Raw genomic sequence first — 23,332 nt, 5'->3', positions numbered from 1 at the left:
GTTCCCACACGCATGTGCCGCCGTCCCCGTACCCCCGGCCGCGCCCGTCGCAGGACGATCGGCGCACTGGTCGCGGCCGCCGGGCTGGTCGCCGTCACCGGCTGCGGTGCGGCCGACATGACCAAGCAGAGTTCGCCGTACGCCGACGCCTCGGGCGCGAAGTCCGTCACCCTCTCCGTGCAGTCCTGGGTGGGTGCCCAGGCCAACGTGGCCGTGGCGCAGTACCTGTTGGAGCACGAACTGGGCTACCGGGTGGACACCGTCCAGGTCGACGAGGTCCCGGCCTGGGACGCGCTCAGCCAGGGCCGGGTGGATGCCATCTTGGAGGACTGGGGCCACCCGGCCCAGGAGAAGGAGTACGTCCAGGACAAGAAGACCGTCGTCCCGGCCGGGGACGAGGGCGTCACCGGTCACATCGGCTGGTGGGTGCCCCAGTACCTGGCGCAGGAGCACCCGGACATCCTGGACTGGCACAACCTCGACAAGTACGCGGCCGCCCTGCGCACCGCCGAGAGCGGTGACCAGGGCCAGCTCCTCGAAGGCTCGCCGTCCTACGTCACCAACGACAAGGCGCTGGTGAAGAACCTGCACCTGGACTACCAGCCGGTGTTCGCCGGTTCCGAGGCGGCACAGATCACCCAGATCAAGCAGTTCGCGAAGGAGCGGAAGCCCTTCCTCACCTACTGGTACACCCCGCAGTGGCTCTTCGACGAAGTGCCCATGGTGGAGGTCCAGCTGCCGCCGTACACCGACGCGTGCGGCGCCGGGGCGCCGGCCGACATCGACTGCGCGTATCCGACGACACCGCTGCAGAAGTACCTGAACGCCACGTTCGCCAGGAGCGGTGGCAAGGCCGCACAGTTCCTGAAGAACTTCCACTGGAGCGAGGACGACCAGAACGAGGTCTCGCAGCTGATCGCGGAGCAGAAGCTGTCGCCGCCCGCGGCCGCGAAGCAGTGGGTGACCGCGCATCCGAACGTGTGGAAGGCGTGGATCCCCCGGTAGTGGGGGCTCTCCCCCGGGTGACCCCCGGCTGAGCCGCTCCGCCCAACGGCCTGCCCCGGGCTCCTGGTGCTCGCATGCGTGCGGACAGCGTCAGCAGGCGAGCAGACGGTCCAGCATCGAGCGGTAGTCCCGCATCGCCAGCCGGAGTTGCTCGGTGCTGGGTGCCGGTCCCTCGGCGAGCGTGCGGAGTTCACCGCGACGCTCGCCGAAGTCGGCCGGCCCCAGCTGCCCCAGGGCCCGCCCCACCAGATCGTCCGCACGACGCACGGCATCCCTCGGGTCATCCACGAAACCCCGCTGGAGAGCGCTCCACTGCGCGACGAGCACCGGCCGCCGCCCCGGACGGACGCCCCGCCAGCGCGGCCCGGCCTTCGCGACGGGCCCGGCCGGTTCCTCGCGCAGCACCGCCACGATGAGTTCCGCCACCGCCACCAGGGCCATGCGCAGCTCCTCCGTCGGGACCGCCGCACCCTGCACCCGGACCATCACGGCGCGGGCCGCCCGGTACCCGGGGAGGCACGCGGCATGGCCGGCCGAGAGCGCCGCCAACCGCTCCTCCCGCGCCCAACCCATGTGATCCAGAATGGAGTTGAGCAGACGATCGGCCTCGGCGACCGCCCGCACCGGGTCCTCGACGAACAGTTCCTGCACCTCCTGGAGCCGAGCGGCCGCCCGCTCCCGATCGGCCGCCGGCATCGCCGCCGGGACCCGCCGCCGATCCTGGTCCAGCAGCTCCGTCAGCTCGTCTTCGGCCGCCCGGACATCACCGGCGTGCCGCAGCACGACCCGGTCGTACTCGGCACCGAACCGCCCGCGTAGTCGCCTGGTCCGCACCCGCGGCACCGCGAGAGCGAAACCCGACACGACAGCGAGCACCGCCACGGCGATCAGACTAATCAGCGTCATCTCCACTCCTTTCGCCAACACCCGGGCGCCGCGCCGGCGGTGGAACCGGCTCACCAGTACGCCCGGACAGCCGGATCACGCCTTGCCTCGTTCGGCGCGGGCAAACACCACCGCACCGGCCGACCACGTCCTCGTCGCGAACATTCCCGCCTTCCCTGGCCAGGGCTCGGCCGGCAGGTCTTCGGCGCAGTCGGCTGACGTCCCCGTACATGACTCGATTTGACGGGTGCGCTGCCGGGCGCAGTCGGTTGGGGGCCGGGCCGGCTCAGCAGCGGCTTTCCGGTTGGCCGCCCGAGTCGGCTCGTCGGTTGCCGCTAGCGAAGGGCCACGGCTGCCGCGCGGAGTTCGTCGAACGCGGCTCGCGTGAGGGTCGCCAGCTCGCCCGGGTCCTCGTCGCGGCTGGGGTCCGCCCACCGGGTGTATCCGAGCCTGAACGCGAGGACGCCGAGTTCGGCGGCCACCTGCGCCGTGGATTCCGGCACATCCCGCCTCTTCAACGCATCGACCATCGCCGCGGCCATGCCGATGCTCTTCAACGCGTTGCGCTCCTGCAACTCCGCGTTCGCCTCGATCGCCGCGTGCAGCAGCGGGCTGAGCTCGCGGTTGAACGACGTCATCGCGCCCGACGCGCGTTCCAGACCCGCCGCGACGGCTGTCAGCGGTGTCGCATCCGCGGGGGCGGCATCGATGCCCTCGGCCAGCAGGCGACTGAGAGCCTCCTGTCCCGACGTGAGGATCTCCCGCTTGTCGGCGAAGTGGCGGAAGAAGGTACTCCGCGTGAGCCCCGCCCGCTCGGAGATCTGGGCGACCGTCGTTTCGTCATAGCCCTGCTCTGCGAACAGGCCGAGCGCCGCCACGACCAGGCGCTGTCGGGCATCGGGCTTCCATCTCGGCATGGGGCCATCCTAGACGATGCGACACGTGTCGCATCAGGTACAGTGATGGGACACCAGTCGCATCACTCTTTGGAGCTCGCCATGCGCGTCTTCATCACCGGCGGAACGGGCCTGATCGGCTCCGCCGTCGTCGCCGAACTGCTCACCGCTGGCCACTCGGTCACCGCCCTCGCTCGTTCCGACGCCTCCGCGGCACGCGCCCAAGCCGCCGGCGCCGACGTGCTCCGTGGAGGTCTCACCGACCTCGAGGTGCTGCGAACCGGCGCGGAACAGGCGGACGGCGTCATCCACCTCGCCTTCAGCAACGACTTCAGCTCGCCCGACGCACTCGCACGAGGGGTCGCCGAAGAAGGCACCGCGCTCGCGACGCTCGGCGACACCCTCGTCGGCACGGATCGGCCACTCGTCACCGTGTCCGGCACGCCCCACGCGGCGGGACGCGCATCGACCGAGGAAGACCCGCTGCCGACCGACGGACCCGTCGGCGGACGCAGCCGGTCGGTGACCCGCGCACTCGCACTCGCCTCACGCGGCGTGCGCAGTTCGGCGGTACGGCTGCCGCGCACGGTCCACAACCAGGGCCGGGGCGGGTTCGCCGGGCTGCTCACCGACGTCGCCCGCCGCACCGGCGTCGCCGGCTACCCCGGGGACGGCGCCCAGCGCTGGCCCGCCGTCCACGCGCTCGACGCCGCCGTCCTCTTCCGGCTCGCGTTGGAGAAGGCTCCGGCCGGGAGCTCGTGGCACGCCGTCGCCGACGAAGGTGACGCGGTACGTGACATCGCCGCGGTCATCGGGCGGCGGCTCGGCCTTCCGGTCGAGCCGGTGCCGCAGGAGGGTTTCGGTCCCCTCGGCCCGATCTTCGCGACCGACCAGCCCGCATCCGGCGCCCGCACCCGCACGGCCCTTGGCTGGGAGCCGACGCAGCCGAGGCTGCTCGACGACCTGGAGAACATCGAAGGCTGAGACGCCTTCCGCACCGACCGGCGGTCGCAAAGGGACCCGGGCCCCGCCCACCCGAGCGGGGCCCCTGCGCGGCCCGGTCGCCCCAGCCGGTCCAGGCCGCGAGCGAGACCTGTTCGGTATCAGCCGTGCCCTGCCCACGCGGCGCTGCTGGGTTGTGTCGGGGACACCGGTGGGTCAGATCGCTTGTGGCCGGGGTGTCGGTTTCGCCAGGGTCCCGGGGGCGAGGCGTTCGGCGAGGGCGAGTGTCCAGGGGCTCACCACGGCGACGGTGATGGCTGCGCCGACGCCGGCCCAGGCGAGCGGGCCCAGGGGTGTGCAGCCGAAGAAGTGGCTGACGAGCGGCGTCTGGACGATGCCGGCCAGGACGGCGGCAGAGCCGACGGTGGTGGCCAGCACCAGGGGGCTGTGTTCCCGGCCGGTGAGGGTCTGGGTCAGTTGGGCGCCGACCACGCCGCACAGGGCCATGGTGCTGGTGCGCCGGGCGGTGCCTGGTGTGAGGCTTCCGATGAGCCATGCGGTGGTGGCGCCCAGTGCCGTGATGACGCCGCGCTGGCGGATCTGGCGGATCAGCGGTGCTCCCAGTGGCGCCGTGCCCACCGGTGAGCCGTCGACCGACCCGGCCTCGGCAGCCGTCCGCGTCCGGCTCGGGGTGACGGCCACGGCCATGGCCGGGAACATGTCGGTCAGCAGGTTCACCAGCAACAGCTGACGGGTGGACAGCGGCGAGGTCCCGGACAGGAGTGTGCCGAGCACGGTGAAGCCGACCTCGCCGGCGTTGCCGCCGATCAGGATGCTGATGGCGTCCGCCACGCTGCGCCACAGCGCCCGGCCCTCGGTTGCCGCTTCGACGAGGACGGCCAGGTCGTCGCCGGTGAGGACGAGGTCGGCCGCGTTGCGGGCGGCGGCGGAGCCGCGGGTGGCGATGCCGATGCCCACGTCGGCGGCGCGAATGGCCGCGGCGTCGTTCGCACCGTCCCCGACCATGGCCACGACCCTTCCCGCGGCCCGCAGTGCCTGGACGACCTGCAGCTTCTGTTCGGGTGCGACGCGGGCCACCACGCCTGCCTCGCGCAGGAGTCGGGTACGTCCCTGCTTGTCCAGGGCCGCGAGCCGGTCACCGGTGACGACCGTGGTGTCCGTGGGCCAGCCCAGCGAGACGGCGACCGCGCGTGCGGTCTGCGGGTGGTCACCGGTGAGCATGATCGGCTTCACTCCGGCCTCCCGCAGGCCGGCCACCAGGGTGGCGGAGCTGGCGCGCGCGGTGTCCGCGAGGGCGACGAACCCGACCAGCTCCAGCGCGGCCAGCGGCTGGCCGAGGGCATCCGCTGCCTGGCCCGGGCCGCTCAGCGGGCGCCGGGCGACGGCCAGGACCCGCAGGCCCTGGGCTGCCAGGTCCTTGCCGGTGGCGTCGGCGGCCGCGGGCAGGTGGGCGCAGTGCGGCAGCACGACTTCCGGGGAGCCCTTGACGACGAGCAGGTGTTCTCCGTCCCCGGTGTGGCCGACGGTGGCCGCGTAGCCGCGGCTGGCTTCGAACGGCTGGCCCTGGATCGGCGTCCAGTCCGCTCCGGGGTCGCCGGCGGCCAGGACGGCCTCGTCGGTGGCGTGGACGTGGCCGGCGTGTTCGTCGTCGGCCGGCGGGCACGCCCGGACGGCGTGGCGCAGAGCCTCGGCGGCCGCCGGGGCGTCGGCTTCGTGGACGGCGCCGTCGGCGGTGGCGAGGCGGACCAGGCGAAGTCGGTTCTCGGTCAGGGTGCCGGTCTTGTCGAAGCAGATGGTGTCGATCCGACCGAGGGCCTCCAGGGTGCGCGGGGCGCGCACCAGCACGCCGCGCCGGGTGAGCCGGCGGGCCGCGGCCATCTGGGCGACCGTCGCCACCAGCGGCAGTCCCTCCGGGACGGCGGCCACCGCCACGGACACCCCGCCGCTGACGGCCCGGCGCATCGAGTGCCCACGCAGAAGCGTCAGCGCGGACACGGCGGCGCCCCCGGCCAGCGTGAAGGGCAGCGCCTTGCGGGTCAGTTCCTTCAGGCGTACCTGGACCCCGGAGGCGGGCGCGCCGTGGGAGGCCAGGGCGGCGGCGCGCCCGGCCTCGGTCTGCTCACCGGTGTCCACGACCACGGCCCGGGCGTGACCGGACACGATCGTGCTGCCCTCGAACACCATGCACAGCCGGTCCGGGGCCGCCGCCTGCGGCGTGGCGGCGAGTTGCTTGCCGACCGGTAGGGACTCGCCCGTCAGGGACGATTCGTCCACCTCCAAGCTGTCCAGCTCGATCAGGCGCGCATCGGCCGGTACGACGTCGCCGGTGCCCAGCTCGATCATGTCGCCGGGGGCCAGGCATCCCGCGTCCACCGTGGTCGGCGCGGCCGGGTCGGTGTCGGGAACCAGGCGGGCCTTCTGCTTCTGGCCGGCGGCGAGCGCGGCGAGTGCCCGCTCGGCGCGCAGTCGCTGCACACCGCCGATGACGGCGTTCATCCCCATCGCCCCCGTCACCAGCAGGGCGTCCACGCCGGAGCCCACGATCGCGGAGGCGGCCGCACCGACGGCCAGGACGGGGGTGAGCGGATCGTCCAGTTCGGCTCGCACCGCGCCGACCAGCCGTGCCGAGAACCGTGCGGGGGCCAAGACGGGCAGCGTGGAGGCCGTCTGGAGCGCGTCGTGGGCGCCCTCCCGCACCCTGGACAGCGCGGTGGCTTCCGGGCGCGGATCGCGGGCGAGCCGGGCCAGTGCCTCGTCCGGTTCCAGGGCGTGCCAGGGCACCCGCGGCCTGGGCTGTGGTGCTCCGGTCGTGGCCACCTTCACCGCGGTCTGCCACCCCGTCACCAGCGCCGCGAGCGCGGCGGCGTTGACCGGCCCGAGCTGGAATCCGAGCGTGAGGGGGTTGGTCCGGCCCTTCGAGCGCCGGGTGGCCACCAGCAGACCCGACAGAGCCGCACCGGACTGGGCCAGAACCTTGGACTTCCGGCCCACCGCCTGGGCGCCGGGCACGGCGGCCAGCAGGCGCCACACCCCTGCCAGGCCGTCGAGCGCCAGCACGTCGGCGCTCCACACCACCGCGCTGCCCTCGTCCGTGACGGCGACGGCCAGATCGCTGCGCAGCAGACCGTCAAGGACCTCGTGGTCGCCTTCGGCCAAGCCCGCCGAGGCGCTGCGGCCGACGCCCAGCCGGGCAACCGTGAGCAGCACGTGGTCCGCTGCCTGACGGTCTCGTACGAAGTCGGCCAACGGGCCCTGCGCGTCGATGACTTCGTCCGCCAGTGCGGCGAAGTCCCCGAACGCGGGATCCTCGACCACCACGACGTGGAGGCCGGCCTGGCGGGCCGCGTCGAGGACCGCTTCCGCCAGCGGGTCGAGCTCCCAGCCGATCAGCGCCGTGCCGACGTCCCGGCCGGCCCTGGACACGACCATCAGGCCGGTTTCCGCGGATTCCTGCCCCGGCACGGGGCGTAGTTCCACGGCCGACGCCACGTCCGGCGACGTGGTGTCACCAGACCGGTCCAGGGCGGCCGTTGCGGCCTGCCAGAGCCGGTCGTGGTCCCATCCGGTCACGTTGGGATGGACTTCGAGGACGGCGCGGCGATTTCCGCGAAGCGCGCTCGGGTGGAGCAGCAGTGTGTCCACGGTCTCGAGATGCCGGAGCCGATCGGCGTCCCGTACCAGTACACCCCGGCGGGCCAGCGCGGTGCCCACCGTCGCGACGTAGGCTGCGGGACCGTAGCGGGCGGCCTTCGGGGAGCCGGCCAGGACGGCCTGCGCGGCTTCCCGGAGATCGCGCTTGAGGAGGAGGGTGGCGCCAGCTCCGATCAGACTGCCGGTGGCCGCCGAACTGGCGTAGTCCTCGGCAGGACAAGGGCGCTGGGGTCGACGCACCGCTGTGCCCGTGCCCACGCTCAGCCGCTCCGGTGAGCACAGCGCGTCGTGTGCGGTGTCGAAGGCGGCGGCCCGTGCCAGGGCCTCCGTCAGCTGGCCGGCCCGCAGTCCCGCGTCCAGGGCCAGCGCGGTCGGCGACTGGCCCGCGGCGTGGACGGTGGCGGTGGCGGCGGCCAGCAGGAGGTCGGCGCCCGGCTTGCCGAGCCGACGGTGAGCCATGGCGCGCACGCGCGGGTCCTCCCGCAGGAGCGTCACCGCGGCGGTGCACCACTCCGGGGTGGGCCTGTGCCCGGTCATCCGGCCGGTCACCGCGACCGCGACGCCGAGGGTGTCCAGGGCGAACGCCGCCGCAGCGGTACGCACCGGGGTGGGATCACCCGGATGCGTCGGCTCGTCCGCGACCGGATCGCCGTCGACGACCAGGCCGTGCCGGGCCCCCACCGCAGCGGCCCTGGCCGCGACGCGGTCGATCGCCACGTCCATGGCCGCCTCGACCACCAGCCTGGACAGCCCGCTGTCCCAGTAGGCGAGCACCACGTCGGGGTGCGCCATCAGCGTGCGGGCCGCCTTCTTGGCCGCGGCCTCCGCGCCCCTCCCGGCCGCCGGGCGCAGGGCGAGATGGACCCGCTCTCCCGCCCGCCACTCCTCGCCGGGCGTCAGCGCGTTGCGGGCGACACGACCGACCCGGACCGACGTGTCGGTCAGGGAGTCGGTGGCCCGCAGCGCCGTGTTCATGCCCAGGGCGGTCGCGTCGAGCGCCACCTCCGCGACCGAGCAGGCACCGCGCGCGGCGCGCAGCGGAACAGTCAGCGCCAGGCGCAGCCCGGTCAACGGCAAGCGGGTCAACGACTCCACGGCAGGGCCCAACTCTCGGTAGTGCGAAGCTTCGGTCTCAGTCAAGGGCGGGTTGGTCGGCACCCCGGCGGGGTGCGCCGGCCACGACGCCGCATCACCCGTCTGCCGGGGAAGGCGCGGATGCCGGCCGTCCCGCCCTGGCACGACCGCGTGACCAGTCCGGACACCGTCTGTGCCGGCCCGGACACCATCGACGGGAGCCGACCGCTCTGCTTGCTCACGCTGCCTCCTGCGCACACTGCGCGGGGCCGCGCCCCGCCCGGGTTGCTCGTTCGTCGCTCTCGGCTGCCCCGTACACCGCGGAACAATCCCGTGCCCTCGCCCTTTTCGGTGCGGCCACGCCGCCGCACGGAGGGGAACGCGTCGGGCCGGGGCGGACGGGTCCGTACGGCGCCCGCTCGGCGGCGTTCAGCCCTGGCTCGCATGCCACCTGCTCGGCGGCGGCGCGTCCTCGGCACTGCCTCGAAGGGGCGCGCCACACCTGACGCAGCGGGCGAAGCCCGCTCACCAGGCACCGCTTCTGTCGACTGGTGAGCGGGCTTCAGTACGCGGTCGGGTCAGGATGCGGCGACTGCGCCGGTGACGAGGTCGGGGTGGTGTTCGACCTCGCTCGCGTGGGTGTCCTCCGCGAACCGGGCGACGCTGTCGGCCGCCTGCGGCCCGTGGCGGACCACCAGGTAGCTGCCGGCCTCCAGGTGCCGGACGTACTTGGGCACATGGCGCTTGGCAATGAAGTGACCCAGCACCGCACCCAGTCCGCCGCCCGCGACCGCCCCTTCGGCCGCACCGACCGCGCCGGCCGCCAGCGGCCCGAGGACCAGCAGTGGCCCCACGCCCGGTACCAGGAGCAGCGCGGCGCCGGAGAGCACGCCGAACAGGCCCCCGGTCCAGGCACCGGCTGTGGCACCCGACTTGGCGACGTCCTTGGTGGTGACGAACCCGTGGACCTGGCTCTGGCTCTGCAGGTCCGTACCGATGATCGAGAGTTCGCCGGCGGGCACCCCCTGCACGAGCAGGATGCGAACCGCCTCCTCTGCGTGGTGCATCGACTTGTAGACACCGACGATCGCACTGGCCTCACCCATGAGAGCACTCCTCCGGTAGAAGAACGGCTGGCTCGCGGCCCCACCGTCGGGGGCGCGCTGCAGCCCGTCTACCCGCCACTCGCCCGGTCATACGGCCGCCCCGCCCCACTCCCTCCAACGAGCGCTGGGTTGGGTGGTCCGGCGGACCGTGCCCCCGACCAGGCAGGTGTCGTGAGTGTCGGAGCCGCTCTACCGCAGGAGGAGGTCGTGCCGACGTTCGAATTCCCATGCCCACCGTGCCCGCCTTCTTCCTGTTCCTGCACGCCCTGCTACCGATGACCCACCTGGGAGTGCTGGCCGAGGTGTTCACGCCCGAGTTGGTCGACCGTGTGACAGCCGAGCACGGCCATCAGGGCTTGAAGGAGTCCTTGACGTGCCTTCCGTCCCGCCTTCGGTCGCCCTTGGCCTGATCGGCCGCGCCCTCGGCCCGGAGACGCTCGCTACCGGTCACCATGCCGGCGTACTCCTTGATCAAGCCCTTGACCTTGTCACGGGTGTTCCGATGCCTGTCGTGGGTGTTCATCACGGCCTCCGATACGAACCTCGATCTTGGTACACGCCGTCGCCTGCCCCCGAACGGCCGGAAGATGCCTGCGAGTACGCGCACCGGCGTCGCCTCAGGATGCAAGGACCGGCGGCGCTTGCTCTGCGCCGACCGGGCCGTCTCCTGCACCTCGGCGTGCGGGGACATCGGCGCGTACCTGCTGACAAATGCGACCGGCCCGGTGGCAACGCCGCCTCCAGGATCCGGCGAGCGTGCCTGACGACGGCAGCGGACACGACACTGGCCTCGCAGCGATGGTTCATGCCGCCTGATCGCCTGCAAACGGCGTGGCCGGGCCCACCTCCTGGGGAGCACGTTCACCGGGCACGACACGCAGTTGTGGTCGGGTGGCCGAGTGTCCCCCAAAGAGGCGCTCCTCGAAGCGGCCGAGCAGGATGAGCGCACCGAGCAGGGCAGGGGGTATCAGCAGGGCGAACGCGATCACTGCGCCACCTCCCGAGCGGCAGAGACGAGTTCCTGTCCGCCTGCCCCGTCAGCCCCTTTCAAACGGCCTGAGGGGCCGCAGATCTCTCCTCGCCGCCCTCGGCCCTCGCCTCTTCGGACCCAGCAGATCGTCCAGGAACTCGACGCCGCCGGCGACCGCTACACCCACCAGGCGCCGCTCTGCCCGGACGCCGGACACGGCCTCGACACCTACCCCGGTCTCCCAGCCGGCGGCGTCCGACGCCGCCGCAGGGCACAGCGGCCAGCCGTCGCCGCGCCACTGCGGGTGCCGATGAACCGCGCCGGATCTGACGCCGGATCTTGTCCCGCGGAGGCGCTCTGGCGACGGGTTCTCGGCGCCTGCGCGAGGCCCGGTCCGCCGTCCCGCTCGGCCCTCCCTGAATCACTCGCAGGCCCCGGACGGTCGCCCGCCGCACCTACCCGCCGCGACTCCTTCTCCGCTTGGCCGCGTGCCGGGGGAAGGTCGGCGGCAAGGCAAGACGACCGGTCGCGCCGGGCATGCGCATGAACAGGTGGGCCATCTCTCCACCGAGATTCACGCCGATGGCAAGAGCCATGGCCATGGCTCCCGCGTGACCGATGTAGTCCAGACCGGCTTCGGGCTGGCGTTGGGCGAACGACAGCATGCCGAAGTAGAGCATGGAGCCCGGCATCAACGGCCCTATCGCGGCGGTGACGTGGGGCAGCGCGGAGGTCCGTCGATGACGGGCCATCAGCTGGCCGAAGAGGCCGACCAGTCCGGCCGCCAGCCCGGTGGCCAGAATCGTCTCGACGTGGGCGTTGACCAGCACTCCGTAGGTGGTCCACCCGATGGCGCTGTTGAGCACGACCAGCGGCACGGTTCGCCGGTCGGTCTGCAGCAGCATCGCGAAGCCGAGGGTCAGCAGCATCGCGGCCGTCAGTTGGAGTGGCGGGTTCCCGGTGCCGCCCAGGTTCTCGTACGGCTTCAGGTTCGCCCTGCTGTTGACACCCACGTAGAGCACCAGCATGACGCCGATCACGATGCCCGCCACCAGGTACAGCACTTCGAGCAGACGTGCGGCGGCGGTGAGGTAGAAGCCCGTCAGCCCGTCCTGCACCGCGGCGACCATCGGACGCCCGGGCAACAGGGCGAACAGTCCGCCGGTTACCACCAGCGAACCGCGCAGGTGCAGCTCGTTGAAGGAGAGCAGTATGCCCACCAGCGCGGCGGGCATCGCGGCGATCACGAACTGGTAGAACTCGGGCAGGCCACGACGGCCGACCAACGCGGCCAGCCGGTCCCCGGCACCGGCGGCGGTGAAGGCGCTGGCGAAGACGAACCAGGCCTTGCCATCCGCCCTGGCGCCGACCAGAAAGGTGGCGGCCCCCGCCAGCAGGCCCGAGGCGAAGGCGAGCAGCCACACCGGGTAGGGGCGCAGGCTGCGGCGCATCTCGGCCAGCCTGTGGTAGGCGTCGTCGACCGCCACCTGCCCGGCCACGATGTCCGAGGCCAGGCGGTAGACGGCGGCCAGCCGGGTGTAGTCGCAGGAACGGCGGCGGACCGTCCGCTCAGCGGTGATCGGCGGATCCACCAGCGAAGGCTGGTACGAGATCGCTATCAGCGTGAAGGTGACCCCCGGCTCGCATCGGCACAGCCGGTAGGCGCGGGCGACGCCGAGCATCGCGGCCTCGACGTCTTCGGCGGCCTCTCCGCTGGCGAGCAGCAACTCGCCGATGCGCAGGGTGAGATCCAGGATCCGCGCCACGTTGCCCGGTTCGGACTCGTTCTCACGTGGACCGCATTCGAACGCCGGGCGTTCGACCATCGGCGTGCGCAGCAGGATCCGCATCCGGTCCCGCCACGGAACGTCACCGGCAGGGGCCTGGCCGAGGACGGGGACGGCCTCCCCGCCGGCCGGCGGCCTGGGGCGACCCAGCCGCGCGCCGACGCCGTCCTCGGCGGACCGTCCGGACTCCGTCGAGGCCCCTTCAGTCCAGGCCCCGGACCAGTCCACTCCGTTCTGACCGGCCCCGGCCCCGGCCTCGTCGCCCAGCTGACCCTGCTCAGGCACTGCCGCTCCTCGCCGCCCGGCTCGTGTGTCACCCCATTCACTTTGCCCAATCGCGCACACTCGCGCACATATAGGACAAGACGGGATGAGGTGGGACGAGGAGCACGCGCCGGAAGGCTACCCGGCGCGCCTCTCCATCGGAGTGACGGGAAACCATGGTGACGGTGAGTGATAGCTGCCGATGGGCCGCCCAGTGGGTCGTGCAGTCGACGGCACAGCGCCGGTCACGGAGATCGGCGTTGCGGAGCCCGACCCCCTGTGCTCGTCGAGGCGTTCCAGGACGGTGCCGGCGAAGCCACCCTCAACGCCTACGGCAAAGGCCTCGCGCTCGCCCGCGGCCCGCACGGCGTGCGCGTCACCGCGGTCATGCCCGGTGTCATCGAGACCGCCGTCGAAACCGCCTGCGGCAGGCGGCGGAGCGCACCAGCCGCGACCCGGACACAATCCGCTTGAGCGGTTCGAGCGGCTTTCGGCCGGTACGCGATCGGGGCCCGACAGAGCCTCGGGTGTCCCGAGCGGGCTGCTTCCAGGGTTCAGTCGCGGATTGCGTGAAGTCGATTCCGCATCCATAGGCCCGGTGACGCTCCATCATCTCAGTGTGGATACTGACTGTGTGTGAGGTGAACTCCTTTCTGCTTCCCTGCCTCGTGGGAATGCAGATCGAGTACATGGAGGTGCGGGACGGCCACGTGGTGATCGAAGCACCGACGCCGGAGGCCACGGCGCCCCGAGGCGACAGGGTGTCACCGGCGAACGGCAGCACGATCCACTTCACGAAATCCGTGCTTGAACCGCTTCCAGCGGCAACTGTCCAGGGCTCCGAGATCGCTTGACCTTGCCCCAGCGGGAAGGACAACAGTGTCTCCGTGAATCACCTGAGCGAGCGGCCTGTGCTCGCTGATCAGGCAGGACGAAGAGGGAGATCCGCGTGACCGCGACCTGCGTCATTCTCGACATCGGCGGCGTGCTGGAGATCGCGCCGAAAACGGGGTGGGTGCAACGGTGGGAGGAGCGGCTGGAGCTGCCGCTGGGTACCGTGCATGAACGGATGCGCGACGTGTGGCGGGCCGGGAGCGTCGGAAGTATCGGCGAAGGACAGGTTCATACGCAGGTGGCAGCACGCTTGGGCCTCGACGCGCCCCAAGTCGAAGCCTTCATGGCTGATCTGTGGGCGGAGTATCTGGGGACACCGAACGAGGAACTCATCGCCTACGTGCAGGGGCTGCGGGGAAGCTGCGGGCTGGGCATCCTGAGCAACAGCTTCGTTGGCGCCCGGGAGCGGGAGACGGCGTCGTACCACTTCGACGAACTGGTCGAACAGATCGTCTATTCGCATGAGATCGGCATCGAGAAGCCAGCACCAGGTGCCTTCGAGGCCGCTTGCGCCAGTCTGGGGGCGCGGCCGGAGAGCTGTCTCTTCATCGACGATGTCGCAGTCAACGTCGAGGCCGCGAAGGCAGTGGGCATGCAGGCTCATCTGTTCGAGGACAACGCCGGGACGATCAGGCGCATCGCCGCTCATCTGGACGCCGGGCCCTTGGTTCCATGACGTGTCCCGCCCGGATGACGCTGGCCTGGCTGATGGGCGATCCACCGCGGCGGCCAGGCCTCGGACGTCCCGGGTGGAACGCTTGCAGCAACACCTGGCGGTACTCGCGGTGTTCGTCGAGCGGGAGGGGCATCCGAGGGTCCCCGCGGACGCTCGAGGGCGCGGGACGTATCTGAGCGCCCGACTGAAGAACCAGCAGGCCACGGCGGTGAAGCTGACTCACGGTCAGCTCGCGCGGCTCACCGAGGACGGGGTGGAGCGGGCGTGACCGGGCCAGCGGGCGGGGGTGAGCACGATGCCGGGTCACCGGCCTGGAGCCGGTGCCTGCCCGGCTGGGCTGGGGTGGGGAGGTTCTGGCTTGCGAGGCGCGGTTGTTACGCTGCCACGATGATCCTTCCGACCCTCGAAGAGGTACGCGCGCTGCACGAGAAGCACGCGCCGACGCACGAGGCACTGGACCTGGTGCTCACCCACTGCGAGATCGTCTGCGGCATCGCCGAGCAACTGCTGGCCCGTGCCGCCCTCCCACTCGACGCCGAACTGGTGCGGGTCGGAGCACTGCTCCACGACATCGGGGTCTACCGGCTCTACGACCACGCCGGCCGGCTCGACCACCGCAGCTACATCCGCCACGGGGTGCTCGGCCACGAGATCCTGCGCGAGGAGGGGTATCCGCAACGCCTGCGCCGCTTCTGCAGTTGTCACACCGGCGTCGGCCTCACCCGGCACGACATCCGCGAGCAGGGGCTGGCCATACCCGAGGCCGACTACCTCGCCGAGACCACCGAAGAGCAACTCGTGATGTACGCCGACAAGTTCCACAGCAAGGCCACGCCACCGACCTTCCTCACCGCCGACTCCTACGCCGCGTACGTGGCGCGATTCGGCGCGGCCAAGGTCGAGACCTTCGCCCTGCTGCGCGCCCAGTTCGGAGAACCCGACCTGACGTCCGCGCGGGAACGGTACGGCTACCCGCTGGCCTGATGGTGGCGAGGCGCCCCGCACGCGCACGGCGGTGATCCGCCATCCAGGCGGGCGTGCCGGCGTGGTGGTCGACCTCCTCCCCTGGGCTCTCTCCCGCGACTCGGCCTGAGTCGAAGCCGCCGTCGGGCAGGCCGACGTCGCGGGCGGACCGGTTCCAGCAGCACCTGCCCTTCTCGCCGCCCTCGTCGCATGGGGAGGGCACCGAAGGCCCCGCGCGCCCACAGGACCACGGAGCGGCCGTCGGACGGCTGGAGCAGGTCACAGGGCCGCGAAGCGGAGGGGATCACGACGGGGAGCGCCTCGGCTGCCGAGCAGGGCGACCTGGTGGGGCCACTGCCGGTCCCGGGGCGCGCGGGCTCACCAGCATGCGGATGTCGTCGGCGGCCCAGAGCACGAACCGCTCGATCGGGGTCACCTGGTGGCCGGGCACCGGCCGGAAGCGGAAGCGCTTGAGCAGGACGGCCAGCAGCAGTTCGGCCTCGACCATGGCGAGGGCGGCGCCCTCGCAGCTGCGTGGCCCGAGTCCGAACGGGATCCAGGCCAGCCGTGGCCGCTTGGCGCTCTCCTGCGGGGTGAACCGCTCGGGACGGAACCGCTCCGGTTCCGGCCAGTGCTCGGGGTTCAGGTGGACGGCCCAGAACGGGTAGAAGACCACCGCTCCGGCCGGGATCTCGTAGTCGCCGAGGGCGAGGGGTTCGGCCGTCTCCCGGGCACCGTACGGGCCGGGCGGATAGAGGCGCAGCGACTCCTTGAGGGCCATCTCCAGGTACGTCAGCCGTCGTAGGTCGGCGTACTCGGGCACCGCGCGGTCGCCGAGCACGCGGTCGAGTTCGTCCGCGACGCGTTCGGCGGCCTCGGGGTGCCGGCCCAGCAGGTGCAGGGTCCAGGAGACGGCGACCCCGGTGGTGTGGTGGGCGGCCAGCATCACCGCCAGGACGGTGTCGCGGATCCGGGCGGGACGCTCGCCGGCCTCGATCAGTGCGCCGATCAGATCGCTGCGGTCGGTGCGGCCATCCGAACGGTGCACCGCGATCACCCGGTCCACCGTGGCGCGCAGGTGGGCGAGAGCCTGCCCGGTCCGTTGGGCGCGTTCTTCCGGGGTGCCCGGGACCGGCACCTGGTACAGCCGTCCGAGGTATTCGGTGAGCACCTCTTCGAAGGCGGCGACGACGCTGTCCGGGTCCGCGCTGTCGCCGCCCAGGGCGTAGTCGCAGATCATCCGGAGGGACAGCGTGGTGAGGTCCTTCTGCAGTGCGACGGGGCCGCCGTCGGGCAAGCCGGCCCAGCGGTCCGCGAGTTCCGATGCCAGTGCGGTGAACCGCGCGAAATGCCGTTCGTGCGAAGGACGTCCGGCCAGCACGGAGAGCAACAGGCGACGCCACGGGGCGTGTTCGTCGGCCGGGAGGACCTGCAGGTTGCCTTCCTCGAACAGTGGCTCCAGGAAGGCGAACAGACGCTCCGGCCGGCGGTCGATGTGCGCCGTGGCCTCCAACAGCACCGGGTCGGCGATCGACACCGCCGACTCGGCACCGGGGAGTTGGAACCGCACGACGGGCCCGTACTCGGCATGCAGCCACAGCTGGTAGCCGTGCAGTCCGCCTGCCGCCGCGATGGCGCCGAGCCCGCCGTCCGATCGGGTCCCGGGACCAGGAATGTTCATGTCGGGCCTCCCTCTGACGGCTGGTCGGATTCTCCACCCGCGCGGTGGGCATCGCCAGCGAGAGCCGACGGCCGCGACGACCAAGCCGGCGCTCAGTCGGCCAGGTCGGCCACCGCGACCACGTGGTCGATCCTGACCCGGACCAGCAGCTCGCCCGGCACGCCGTTGCGCGCCGCGAACTCCTCCCGCCGCTCCTCCCCCATGTAGCGCGCGCCGATCCGTCCGGCCCACTCGCGCACCTCGGGCAGGTCGTCGCCGAGCGTCGCCGTCCCCCGGACCAGCACGAAGGAGAACGGCGGCCGCTCGTCGTCCACACAGAGCATCACCCGACCGTCACGAGCCAGGTTGCGGCCCTTCACGGTGTCCCGGCCGGTGTTGAACACGAGGTCGCCGCCGTCCAGCAGGAACCAGATCGGCGCCACGTGCGGGCTGCCGTCGGCCTTGGTGGTGGCCAGCTTGGCGGTGCGGGTACCGGCGGTGAGGAAGGCCCGCCACTGGGTCTCGGTCATCTGAGGCATGCGGCCCATGCTGGCCCAGGCCGCCCCGCGCGGCCGGGACAACCCGCCCAGGGCACCGGCCGGATCGACCGATCGGTTGATGCCCGGAAGCTGGCCGGGGCGAGGCCGGACACCCGCCCGGGCCGGGACCACTGAGCCGTGCAAGCTCCTCGCCGCGACGTCCGTCCGTTCGTCCGTCCGTCCGTCCGTCCGTCCGAGGAAACGCTCGACGAACTCGAGGTCGTCGCCGAAGAGCTCGAGGACGTCGCCGAAGAGCTCGAGGACGTCGAGATCCTGTCACGGGCTCCGAGCGTCAGGCAGCCCGTCAGGGCACCAGCTCCACCCATTGAGCGCGCCAGGCGGGTGGCGGGAATGGATCCGCGAAATACTGGGTCTCGTGGGCGACCTTTCCGTCACGGAATTCCATCACACTAACGGTGGGTACCGGTTTTCCGTCGTAGGCGATCGCATATTCGGTGACCCAGAGGTCCCCGTTGCCGAGAATCCGGCGCATGGTGAAGTCGAGCTTGGCCGGGTGGTGCGAGCGCAGTGCCTGCAGGTTGTGGCGGCCGTGGATGCGCTCACCCGACTGGGGATAATCGACCACGACGTCGTCGTGATAGATCTCGTGCTCGGCGTCCTGGTCCCCCGCGGCAGACGCTGCCCAGTGCCGATCCAGCGCCGCTCGGTTCTCCTGGTCCCCCATCGAGTTCCCTCCGATCACAGTGGTGTCGGACGAGGCCCACATCCGGTGCCCCGGCCTCCTGCTGACCACCGTAACCCTGGCAGCGACATGCTTCCTGACCACAGGCGCCAGGCCCCTTCCTCCTCCGCGCCAGCCGAACTCACGGCATTGCGGTCAGGTGCCCCCACCCCCCTGGAAGACCTGCCTTGACAGTGCAGGGGTGGGCGTCAAGCATGGAAAACATGGAAACGAATTCAGTTTCTGAAGTTTCCGAGGGCGACGGGCAGCGTGGCTCACCCGCGCGAGGCCCGGCGTGAGGAACAGCCGGCCGGCCGCCTCCACGTGCTCCGCGGGGCGATCCGCCCGGCACGCCCCCGCACCGACGATGAACACCTGCGGACGGTCATCCCGACGGCCCGCGATGACAAGCAGGGGGTGGTCCCATGACCGCGGCAACCAGCAGGGTGGCTCTGGTGACAGGGTCCAGCAGCGGAATCGGTGCGGCCACCGCGCGCCTCCTGGCCGCACGAGGGATGCGCGTGGTGGTCAACTACCTGCACAGCGCCGCGGCAGCCGAGGAGGTCGTCGCCGGCATCGAGGCCGCAGGCGGTCAGGCCATGGCCGTGCGGGCCGACGTGCGCGAGGCAACGGCGGCCGAGAGCATGATCGAGCAGGTCCAGGCGGCTTGGGGCGGCATCGACGTGCTCGTGCACAACGCGCTCACCCCGTACGTGGTCAAGCCGTTCCAGGACATGACGTGGGAAGAACTGGGCGGCAAGCTCGACGACGAGATGCGTGCGGCGTTCGCGGTCACCAAGGCCGTCCTGCCCGCCATGACCGAACAGGGCTGGGGGCGCATCATCTATCTCGGTACCGGTCTCAGCCGCCGGCCCCGGGAGGGCATGATCGCCCTGGGCACGGCCAAGGCCGCACTGGCGCAGTTCGGCCGGTACCTCGCCCAGGAACTGGGTCCGCTGGGCATCACGGTCAACGTCGTCGAGCCCGGCCCGGTGGACGACACCCGCATGTCGGCGGATGTGCTCGACGAGGAGCACAAGCGGCGGCAGGTGGCCGCCACCCCCCTGGGCCGCCTGGCACACCCGGACGACGTCGCCCAGGCGGTCGCCTTCTTCGCCAGCGAGGACAACGCCTTCATGACCGGTACCACGGCCGCGGTCAACGGCGGGATGTCCATGTACTGACGCCCCACTCCCCCGCGCGCACCGGGCCATGCCGTTCCCGTCCGCCGACGGCCGGACCGCAGCCGGCACATCGTCACCTGAACACCACGGCCCCCAGCGGCCGGGCTCGCGGCACGCACGGGCGCACGGCGGTGACACGATCAAGGGAGAACGTTCATGTACACGATCGATCTCGCCTACGTCGGGCGGGGCCTGCACGAGGAACTGGCCGCCTACATCGCCGACCAGCAGGGTTACTACGCCGACGAGGGCGTCCACGTCGCGCTGCACGACGGCATCTCCTGGGACGAGGAGCGGCTGCGCCGCTGCGCCACCATCGGGCTCGGTCGGGCGCTGCTGTCCCGCCTGGCCAACGGCACCCCCTGGGTCGCACTCAATGTCAACACCGACCGACCGCTCTTCTGGTTCCTCGCCCGACCCGGCCCGACCTCCCTGGCCGACCTGGCCGGCCGACGGCTGGCGGTGCACGCGCCCCACACCGCACCCGGGTGCTTCGCCCGGATCGTGCTGCGCCGGGCCGGCCTCGACCCGGACCGCGACATCCACACCATCGTCCGCCCGCCCGGCGACTACGGCATGGACCTGCGCTGGCTGCACGACGGCAGGGTCGACGCCGCCCTGGTCGGCAGCACCATGGCACCGGAGGCGGTGGCCGCCGAGTACGGCTGGAAGGTGCTGGCCTGGGTCGGCGACCACCTCCGGATCCCCACCGTGGGGGTGGCCGTCGACCCCACCCACATCCACCCGGACGACCCCGCGGTCCAGGCCGTCGTACGAGCCCACCGCCGCGCACTGCAGGTGATCCACAACGAACCCGACACCACGGTGCGGTACGTCCAGACGTTCCTCGGCCGACACACCGCAGACGAAGTCCGGGCCCACTACGAGACGTTCATCGCACCGTACTTCACCACCGAAGGCCGAGCCGACATCGGCGTCGGCGCCGCCGCGATCACCGCGGTCGCCGGCGAACTCGGGCTCCCCGCCGCCGTCACCGCGGCCGAGTTCTACCGCACCGCAGCCACCACCTCCCAGGAGCCCGGCGACGTCGGCGCTGCCGAAGCGCGGTGAGTCAGCACCTCGAGACCGCCCACGCGGACGGCCGCTGGACAGGGCCACACAGCGCGTACACCCGGCACCAGTCATCGATATCCCTGGGCCGAGCGGCCGAACGGCCCAGGGAGCCCGTCCGTTCGCGCTGGTCCCGGACCGGCACGGGACCGGCTGGCGGAGACCGGCGTTCCCGATGCCGCTGGACGGGGTGCGATTGAGCTGACTGCTCGTCATATCGTCATCTAGGGTGAATCGTCTCCGGATTCGACCGGGGCTTCACGAGGGAAGGCGATCATGGGGGAACTGGACGGCAGGACCGCGCTGGTGACGGGCGGCTCGCGCGGGATCGGGCGCGCGGTCGCCCTGCGGCTGGCCGCCGAAGGAGCGCTGGTCGCGGTCCACTACGGCGGCAACGACGCGGCCGCCGCGGAGACCGTGGCCCGGATCACCGGGGCCGGCGGCCGGGCGTTCAGGGTGCGGGCCAGGTTCGGCGAGAGCGGCGCGGTGGACCGACTGTTCGAGGGGCTGACCGCCGGGCTGGCGGACCACGGCGCGGAAGGCCTGGACATCCTGGTGAACAACGCGGGCATCCACTCGGTCGGTTCGATCGGCCAGCTCACCGAGGAGGAGTTCGAGCGGCTGCTGGCGGTCAACGTGAGCACGCCGGTCTTCGTGGTTCAGCGGGCGCTGCCACTGCTGCGGGACGGCGGACGGATCGTCAACATGGGTTCGGCGGCCACCCGGATCGCGGCCCCCGTCCAGATCGGCTACACCGTCACCAAGGCGGCGCTGGCGGCCCTCGGCCCGTCGCTCGCCCACGAGCTGGGCCGGCGCGGGATCACCGTGAACACCGTCGCCGCCGGAGTGGTGCGGACCGACATGACCGCCGGCTTCACCACGGTTCCCGAAGCGGTGGCCGAGCTCGAGTCGATCACCGCCCTCGGACGACTCGGCGAGCCGGAGGACATCGCGGACGTGGTGGGCTTCCTGGCGGGCCCGCAGGGGCGCTGGGTGACCGGCCAGACCATCGACGTCTCCGGCGGCACCTACCTCGGACCGGTCGCGGCCGGCTGATCCACCCGGGGCGCCCGCCCGGGTTGTTGACGTCGGCTCGGCCGGGGCCCGGGACCGGGACGTTCCTCGGTGCGGCCGCGCCCCGGGAGGTCCGTCGCGTACCCGGGACGTGGACGTCGGGTGGGGTCAGCCTTCGGACCTGACCTCGGTGTCGACGAAATCGCCGATGGCCTCGAGGACCGTGCCCGGCTGCTCGATGTGCGGGAAGTGCCCGGCCTCCGGGATGGCCCGGAAGGTGGCGCGGGGGAAGGAGTCGGCCAGGGCGCGCCCGTACTCCAGTGGCACGATGCCGTCCTGCTCGCCGGCGAGCACCAGCACCGGGACGGTGACCCGGTGCAGCCGGCCCCGGAGCTTGGGGTCGTGGCAGAAGGGGTCGCCCGCGTAGACGGCAAGGGTGCGCTGGTTCGCGGCCATCGCGGCCTTCTGCTCGTCGCCGAGCGCCGCGAAGTCGGGGCGCAGCTCGGGCTTGAAGAAGGCCAGCTCACCGGTCTTCGCCGGGCCGAGGTCCGCCGGGTTCACGATCTCCAGAGGCGGTTCGGGCTTGATGCCGGTGGAGCCGAGCAGCATCAGCGCGGTGATCCGGCCGTGGTTGTCGCGCAGTCCCATCTCGGCGGCGATCCAGCCGCCGACCGAGCTGCCGGCCACCACCACGCTGGTCAGGCCGAGCGCGTCGATCAGGTCCAGGTAGGCCGAGGCCAGATCGGCGATCGAGTCGACCGACTCCGGGCGGGGGGTGCCCTCGAACCCGGGGTGGGTCGGCACGACCACGTAGGCGTGCTGGGACATCGCGGCGGCGAATCCGGCCATCGAGCGCGGCCCGGCGCCGCCGTGCAGCATCAGCCCGCCGGTGCCGTCCGTGTTCTCGCCGAACTCCTGGAGGGAGACGGACAGACCGTTGGGAAGGTCGATGGTGCGGGTCGTACTGGTGGGGGTGGAGATGGTCATGGTGAAGGTTCCCTCGTCGATGCGGATGGCGGTGTGCACGGCCCGTGCTGCTTCAACCGGGCACGTGGATCACGGCCGACTCTCTTTGTGAGAGTCAACTGTTATTACTATAGGAAGCCTCCGCGCGCTTGTGCAAGTGAACTCTCATCAGGAGGGCCACCTCGCTCATGCCCCCACCGCGGACTGGCGCCAGGGCCGGCGGCGGACATCGTTCATGACCGACTCGCCACGACAGCCAATGAAGATAGATGGCAACTCTCTTTATGCGAGTTCCCTCTCGTTATCAGAGTTACCTTGCTACAGTGGCCGCGTGGAGCAGAGCGAAGCGACGACCCACCAGAGCACCAGCAGCCGCGGCGACCAGAAGCTGCGCACCCGCACGGCGATCCTGCGGGCCGCGGCCGAGCTGATGCGCACCGGCCGCGGGGTGACCATGCCGGAGGTCGCCAGGGCCGCCCTGGTGTCCGAGGCCACGGCCTACCGCTACTTCCCCGACCTGGCCAGCCTGCTGCAGGAGGCCATGACCGGGCAGTGGCCCACCCCGGAGCGGGCGCTGGCAGCCGTCACCGACTCCCGCGACCCGGTCGAACGCATCGCCGCCGCGACCGAGCACCTGTTGCGCCTGGTGCTGACCTACCAGGGCGCGACCCGCACCATGATCGCCGCCACCATCACCCGCCCCGGGGCCACCAGCGCCCGTCCCGCCCTGCGCCTCGGCCTGGTGGACCACGCACTCGCCCCTCTGGCCGAGACCCTCGGCGCCACCGACCCCGCTGCCCTGGCCCGGCTGAAGCACGACCTCGCCATCGTCATCAGCGCCGAAGCCCTCTTCACCCTCACCGACCTGTGCGGGCTCGACCCCGACGCCGCCATCGCCAGCGCCGTGCGCACCGCGACCACCCTCACCCGCGCGGCCCTGCGCGAAGACGCCACCGTCCGGCCCGCCGAAGCCACCAAGCGACGGCTTGCGGACGACTGCCCAGGCCGGCCCAGCCCGGCGTCGGTGCCGACCAGGTCAACGGGCGGATAGCCCTCAGCTTCCTGGGAATGCGCAGCACCCT

Annotated in this window: 22 protein-coding genes; 11 read left to right on the top strand and 11 right to left on the bottom strand. The window is 71.8% G+C overall.

All coding sequences use genetic code 11. The features are described from left to right. Positions 1-12: 12 nt before the first annotated feature. Complete coding sequence (locus ACIGXM_RS16055; RefSeq protein ID WP_396561278.1) at positions 13-1,005, top strand: ABC transporter substrate-binding protein; 993 nt, start codon at positions 13-15, stop codon at positions 1,003-1,005. A gap of 90 nt (positions 1,006-1,095) precedes the next feature. Here ACIGXM_RS16055 and ACIGXM_RS16050 read toward each other — a convergent pair whose 3' ends face one another. Both ACIGXM_RS16050 and ACIGXM_RS16045 read right to left on the bottom strand, forming a co-directional pair. Beyond that, positions 1,096-1,911 carry a hypothetical protein gene (locus ACIGXM_RS16050; protein WP_396561161.1) on the bottom strand — a complete coding sequence of 272 codons (816 nt, stop codon included), beginning with the start codon at positions 1,909-1,911 and terminating at the stop codon, positions 1,096-1,098. 314 nt (positions 1,912-2,225) lie between these two features. Next, positions 2,226-2,807 carry a TetR/AcrR family transcriptional regulator gene (locus ACIGXM_RS16045; RefSeq protein ID WP_396561159.1) on the bottom strand — a complete coding sequence of 194 codons (582 nt, stop codon included), beginning with the start codon at positions 2,805-2,807 and terminating at the stop codon, positions 2,226-2,228. 81 nt (positions 2,808-2,888) lie between these two features. Between ACIGXM_RS16045 and ACIGXM_RS16040 the strand changes: the two genes are divergently transcribed. After that, complete coding sequence (locus ACIGXM_RS16040; RefSeq protein ID WP_396561157.1) at positions 2,889-3,770, top strand: SDR family oxidoreductase; 882 nt, start codon at positions 2,889-2,891, stop codon at positions 3,768-3,770. Between the two features lie 174 nt (positions 3,771-3,944). Here ACIGXM_RS16040 and ACIGXM_RS16035 read toward each other — a convergent pair whose 3' ends face one another. From ACIGXM_RS16035 to ACIGXM_RS16015, 5 genes are all read right to left on the bottom strand, one after another. Continuing rightward, on the bottom strand, positions 3,945-8,375 hold the full coding sequence (locus ACIGXM_RS16035) for a cation-translocating P-type ATPase (protein WP_396561276.1): 4,431 nt from the start codon (positions 8,373-8,375) through the stop codon (positions 3,945-3,947). Between the two features lie 677 nt (positions 8,376-9,052). Beyond that, positions 9,053-9,580 carry a general stress protein gene (locus ACIGXM_RS16030; protein ID WP_396561155.1) on the bottom strand — a complete coding sequence of 176 codons (528 nt, stop codon included), beginning with the start codon at positions 9,578-9,580 and terminating at the stop codon, positions 9,053-9,055. Between the two features lie 349 nt (positions 9,581-9,929). Beyond that, positions 9,930-10,103 carry a CsbD family protein gene (locus ACIGXM_RS16025; protein ID WP_396561153.1) on the bottom strand — a complete coding sequence of 58 codons (174 nt, stop codon included), beginning with the start codon at positions 10,101-10,103 and terminating at the stop codon, positions 9,930-9,932. 280 nt (positions 10,104-10,383) lie between these two features. After that, complete coding sequence (locus tag ACIGXM_RS16020) at positions 10,384-10,569, bottom strand: hypothetical protein (protein WP_396561151.1); 186 nt, start codon at positions 10,567-10,569, stop codon at positions 10,384-10,386. Positions 10,570-11,005: 436 nt separating this feature from the next. After that, positions 11,006-12,622: a threonine/serine exporter ThrE family protein gene (locus tag ACIGXM_RS16015; protein WP_396561149.1), complete on the bottom strand. Its 1,617-nt coding sequence runs from the start codon at positions 12,620-12,622 to the stop codon at positions 11,006-11,008. Between the two features lie 258 nt (positions 12,623-12,880). On the opposite strand from ACIGXM_RS16015, the gene ACIGXM_RS16010 reads away from it, so the two are divergent. From ACIGXM_RS16010 to ACIGXM_RS15990, 5 genes are all read left to right on the top strand, one after another. After that, positions 12,881-13,075, top strand: coding sequence for a hypothetical protein (locus ACIGXM_RS16010; protein WP_396561147.1), 195 nt, complete (start codon positions 12,881-12,883; stop codon positions 13,073-13,075). 200 nt (positions 13,076-13,275) lie between these two features. After that, a complete protein-coding gene (locus ACIGXM_RS16005; RefSeq protein ID WP_396561145.1) occupies positions 13,276-13,455 on the top strand; it encodes a hypothetical protein in 180 nt (59 codons plus the stop codon). Between the two features lie 95 nt (positions 13,456-13,550). Then, a complete protein-coding gene (locus ACIGXM_RS16000) occupies positions 13,551-14,171 on the top strand; it encodes an HAD-IA family hydrolase (RefSeq protein WP_396561143.1) in 621 nt (206 codons plus the stop codon). Between the two features lie 82 nt (positions 14,172-14,253). Then, the gene (locus tag ACIGXM_RS15995) at positions 14,254-14,439 is read left to right on the top strand and encodes a helicase associated domain-containing protein (protein ID WP_396561141.1); all 186 of its coding nucleotides are present in this window, start codon (positions 14,254-14,256) and stop codon (positions 14,437-14,439) included. Between the two features lie 119 nt (positions 14,440-14,558). Continuing rightward, on the top strand, positions 14,559-15,155 hold the full coding sequence (locus ACIGXM_RS15990) for an HDIG domain-containing metalloprotein (RefSeq protein WP_396561139.1): 597 nt from the start codon (positions 14,559-14,561) through the stop codon (positions 15,153-15,155). 283 nt (positions 15,156-15,438) lie between these two features. Here ACIGXM_RS15990 and ACIGXM_RS15985 read toward each other — a convergent pair whose 3' ends face one another. The 3 genes from ACIGXM_RS15985 to ACIGXM_RS15975 all read right to left on the bottom strand — a co-directional run bounded on the left by ACIGXM_RS15985 (position 15,439) and on the right by ACIGXM_RS15975 (position 18,018). Next, positions 15,439-16,815: a cytochrome P450 gene (locus ACIGXM_RS15985; protein WP_396561137.1), complete on the bottom strand. Its 1,377-nt coding sequence runs from the start codon at positions 16,813-16,815 to the stop codon at positions 15,439-15,441. Between the two features lie 92 nt (positions 16,816-16,907). Next, positions 16,908-17,333 carry a PPOX class F420-dependent oxidoreductase gene (locus ACIGXM_RS15980; RefSeq protein ID WP_396561135.1) on the bottom strand — a complete coding sequence of 142 codons (426 nt, stop codon included), beginning with the start codon at positions 17,331-17,333 and terminating at the stop codon, positions 16,908-16,910. A gap of 304 nt (positions 17,334-17,637) precedes the next feature. Next, the gene (locus ACIGXM_RS15975; RefSeq protein WP_396561133.1) at positions 17,638-18,018 is read right to left on the bottom strand and encodes a nuclear transport factor 2 family protein; all 381 of its coding nucleotides are present in this window, start codon (positions 18,016-18,018) and stop codon (positions 17,638-17,640) included. Positions 18,019-18,470: 452 nt separating this feature from the next. On the opposite strand from ACIGXM_RS15975, the gene ACIGXM_RS15970 reads away from it, so the two are divergent. The 3 genes from ACIGXM_RS15970 to ACIGXM_RS15960 all read left to right on the top strand — a co-directional run bounded on the left by ACIGXM_RS15970 (position 18,471) and on the right by ACIGXM_RS15960 (position 21,326). Further along, positions 18,471-19,199 (top strand): SDR family NAD(P)-dependent oxidoreductase, encoded by a 729-nt coding sequence (locus ACIGXM_RS15970; protein ID WP_396561131.1) that lies wholly within the window; start codon positions 18,471-18,473, stop codon positions 19,197-19,199. A gap of 156 nt (positions 19,200-19,355) precedes the next feature. After that, positions 19,356-20,270 (top strand): ABC transporter substrate-binding protein, encoded by a 915-nt coding sequence (locus ACIGXM_RS15965; RefSeq protein WP_396561129.1) that lies wholly within the window; start codon positions 19,356-19,358, stop codon positions 20,268-20,270. A gap of 276 nt (positions 20,271-20,546) precedes the next feature. Beyond that, on the top strand, positions 20,547-21,326 hold the full coding sequence (locus ACIGXM_RS15960) for an SDR family NAD(P)-dependent oxidoreductase (protein WP_396561127.1): 780 nt from the start codon (positions 20,547-20,549) through the stop codon (positions 21,324-21,326). 126 nt (positions 21,327-21,452) lie between these two features. Here ACIGXM_RS15960 and ACIGXM_RS15955 read toward each other — a convergent pair whose 3' ends face one another. After that, the gene (locus ACIGXM_RS15955; RefSeq protein ID WP_396561125.1) at positions 21,453-22,310 is read right to left on the bottom strand and encodes an alpha/beta fold hydrolase; all 858 of its coding nucleotides are present in this window, start codon (positions 22,308-22,310) and stop codon (positions 21,453-21,455) included. Positions 22,311-22,581: 271 nt separating this feature from the next. On the opposite strand from ACIGXM_RS15955, the gene ACIGXM_RS15950 reads away from it, so the two are divergent. Continuing rightward, entirely contained in the window at positions 22,582-23,301 is a 720-nt protein-coding gene (locus ACIGXM_RS15950; protein ID WP_396561123.1) for a TetR/AcrR family transcriptional regulator, read from the top strand. The last annotated feature ends 31 nt before the right edge of the window (positions 23,302-23,332 follow it).

The sequence above is a fragment of the Kitasatospora sp. NPDC052896 genome (assembly GCF_044547075.1).
Taxonomy (GTDB): domain Bacteria; phylum Actinomycetota; class Actinomycetes; order Streptomycetales; family Streptomycetaceae; genus Kitasatospora.
The sequence above is the reverse complement of the archived record's forward strand: the minus strand, read 5'-3'. Positions and strand labels throughout refer to the sequence as shown.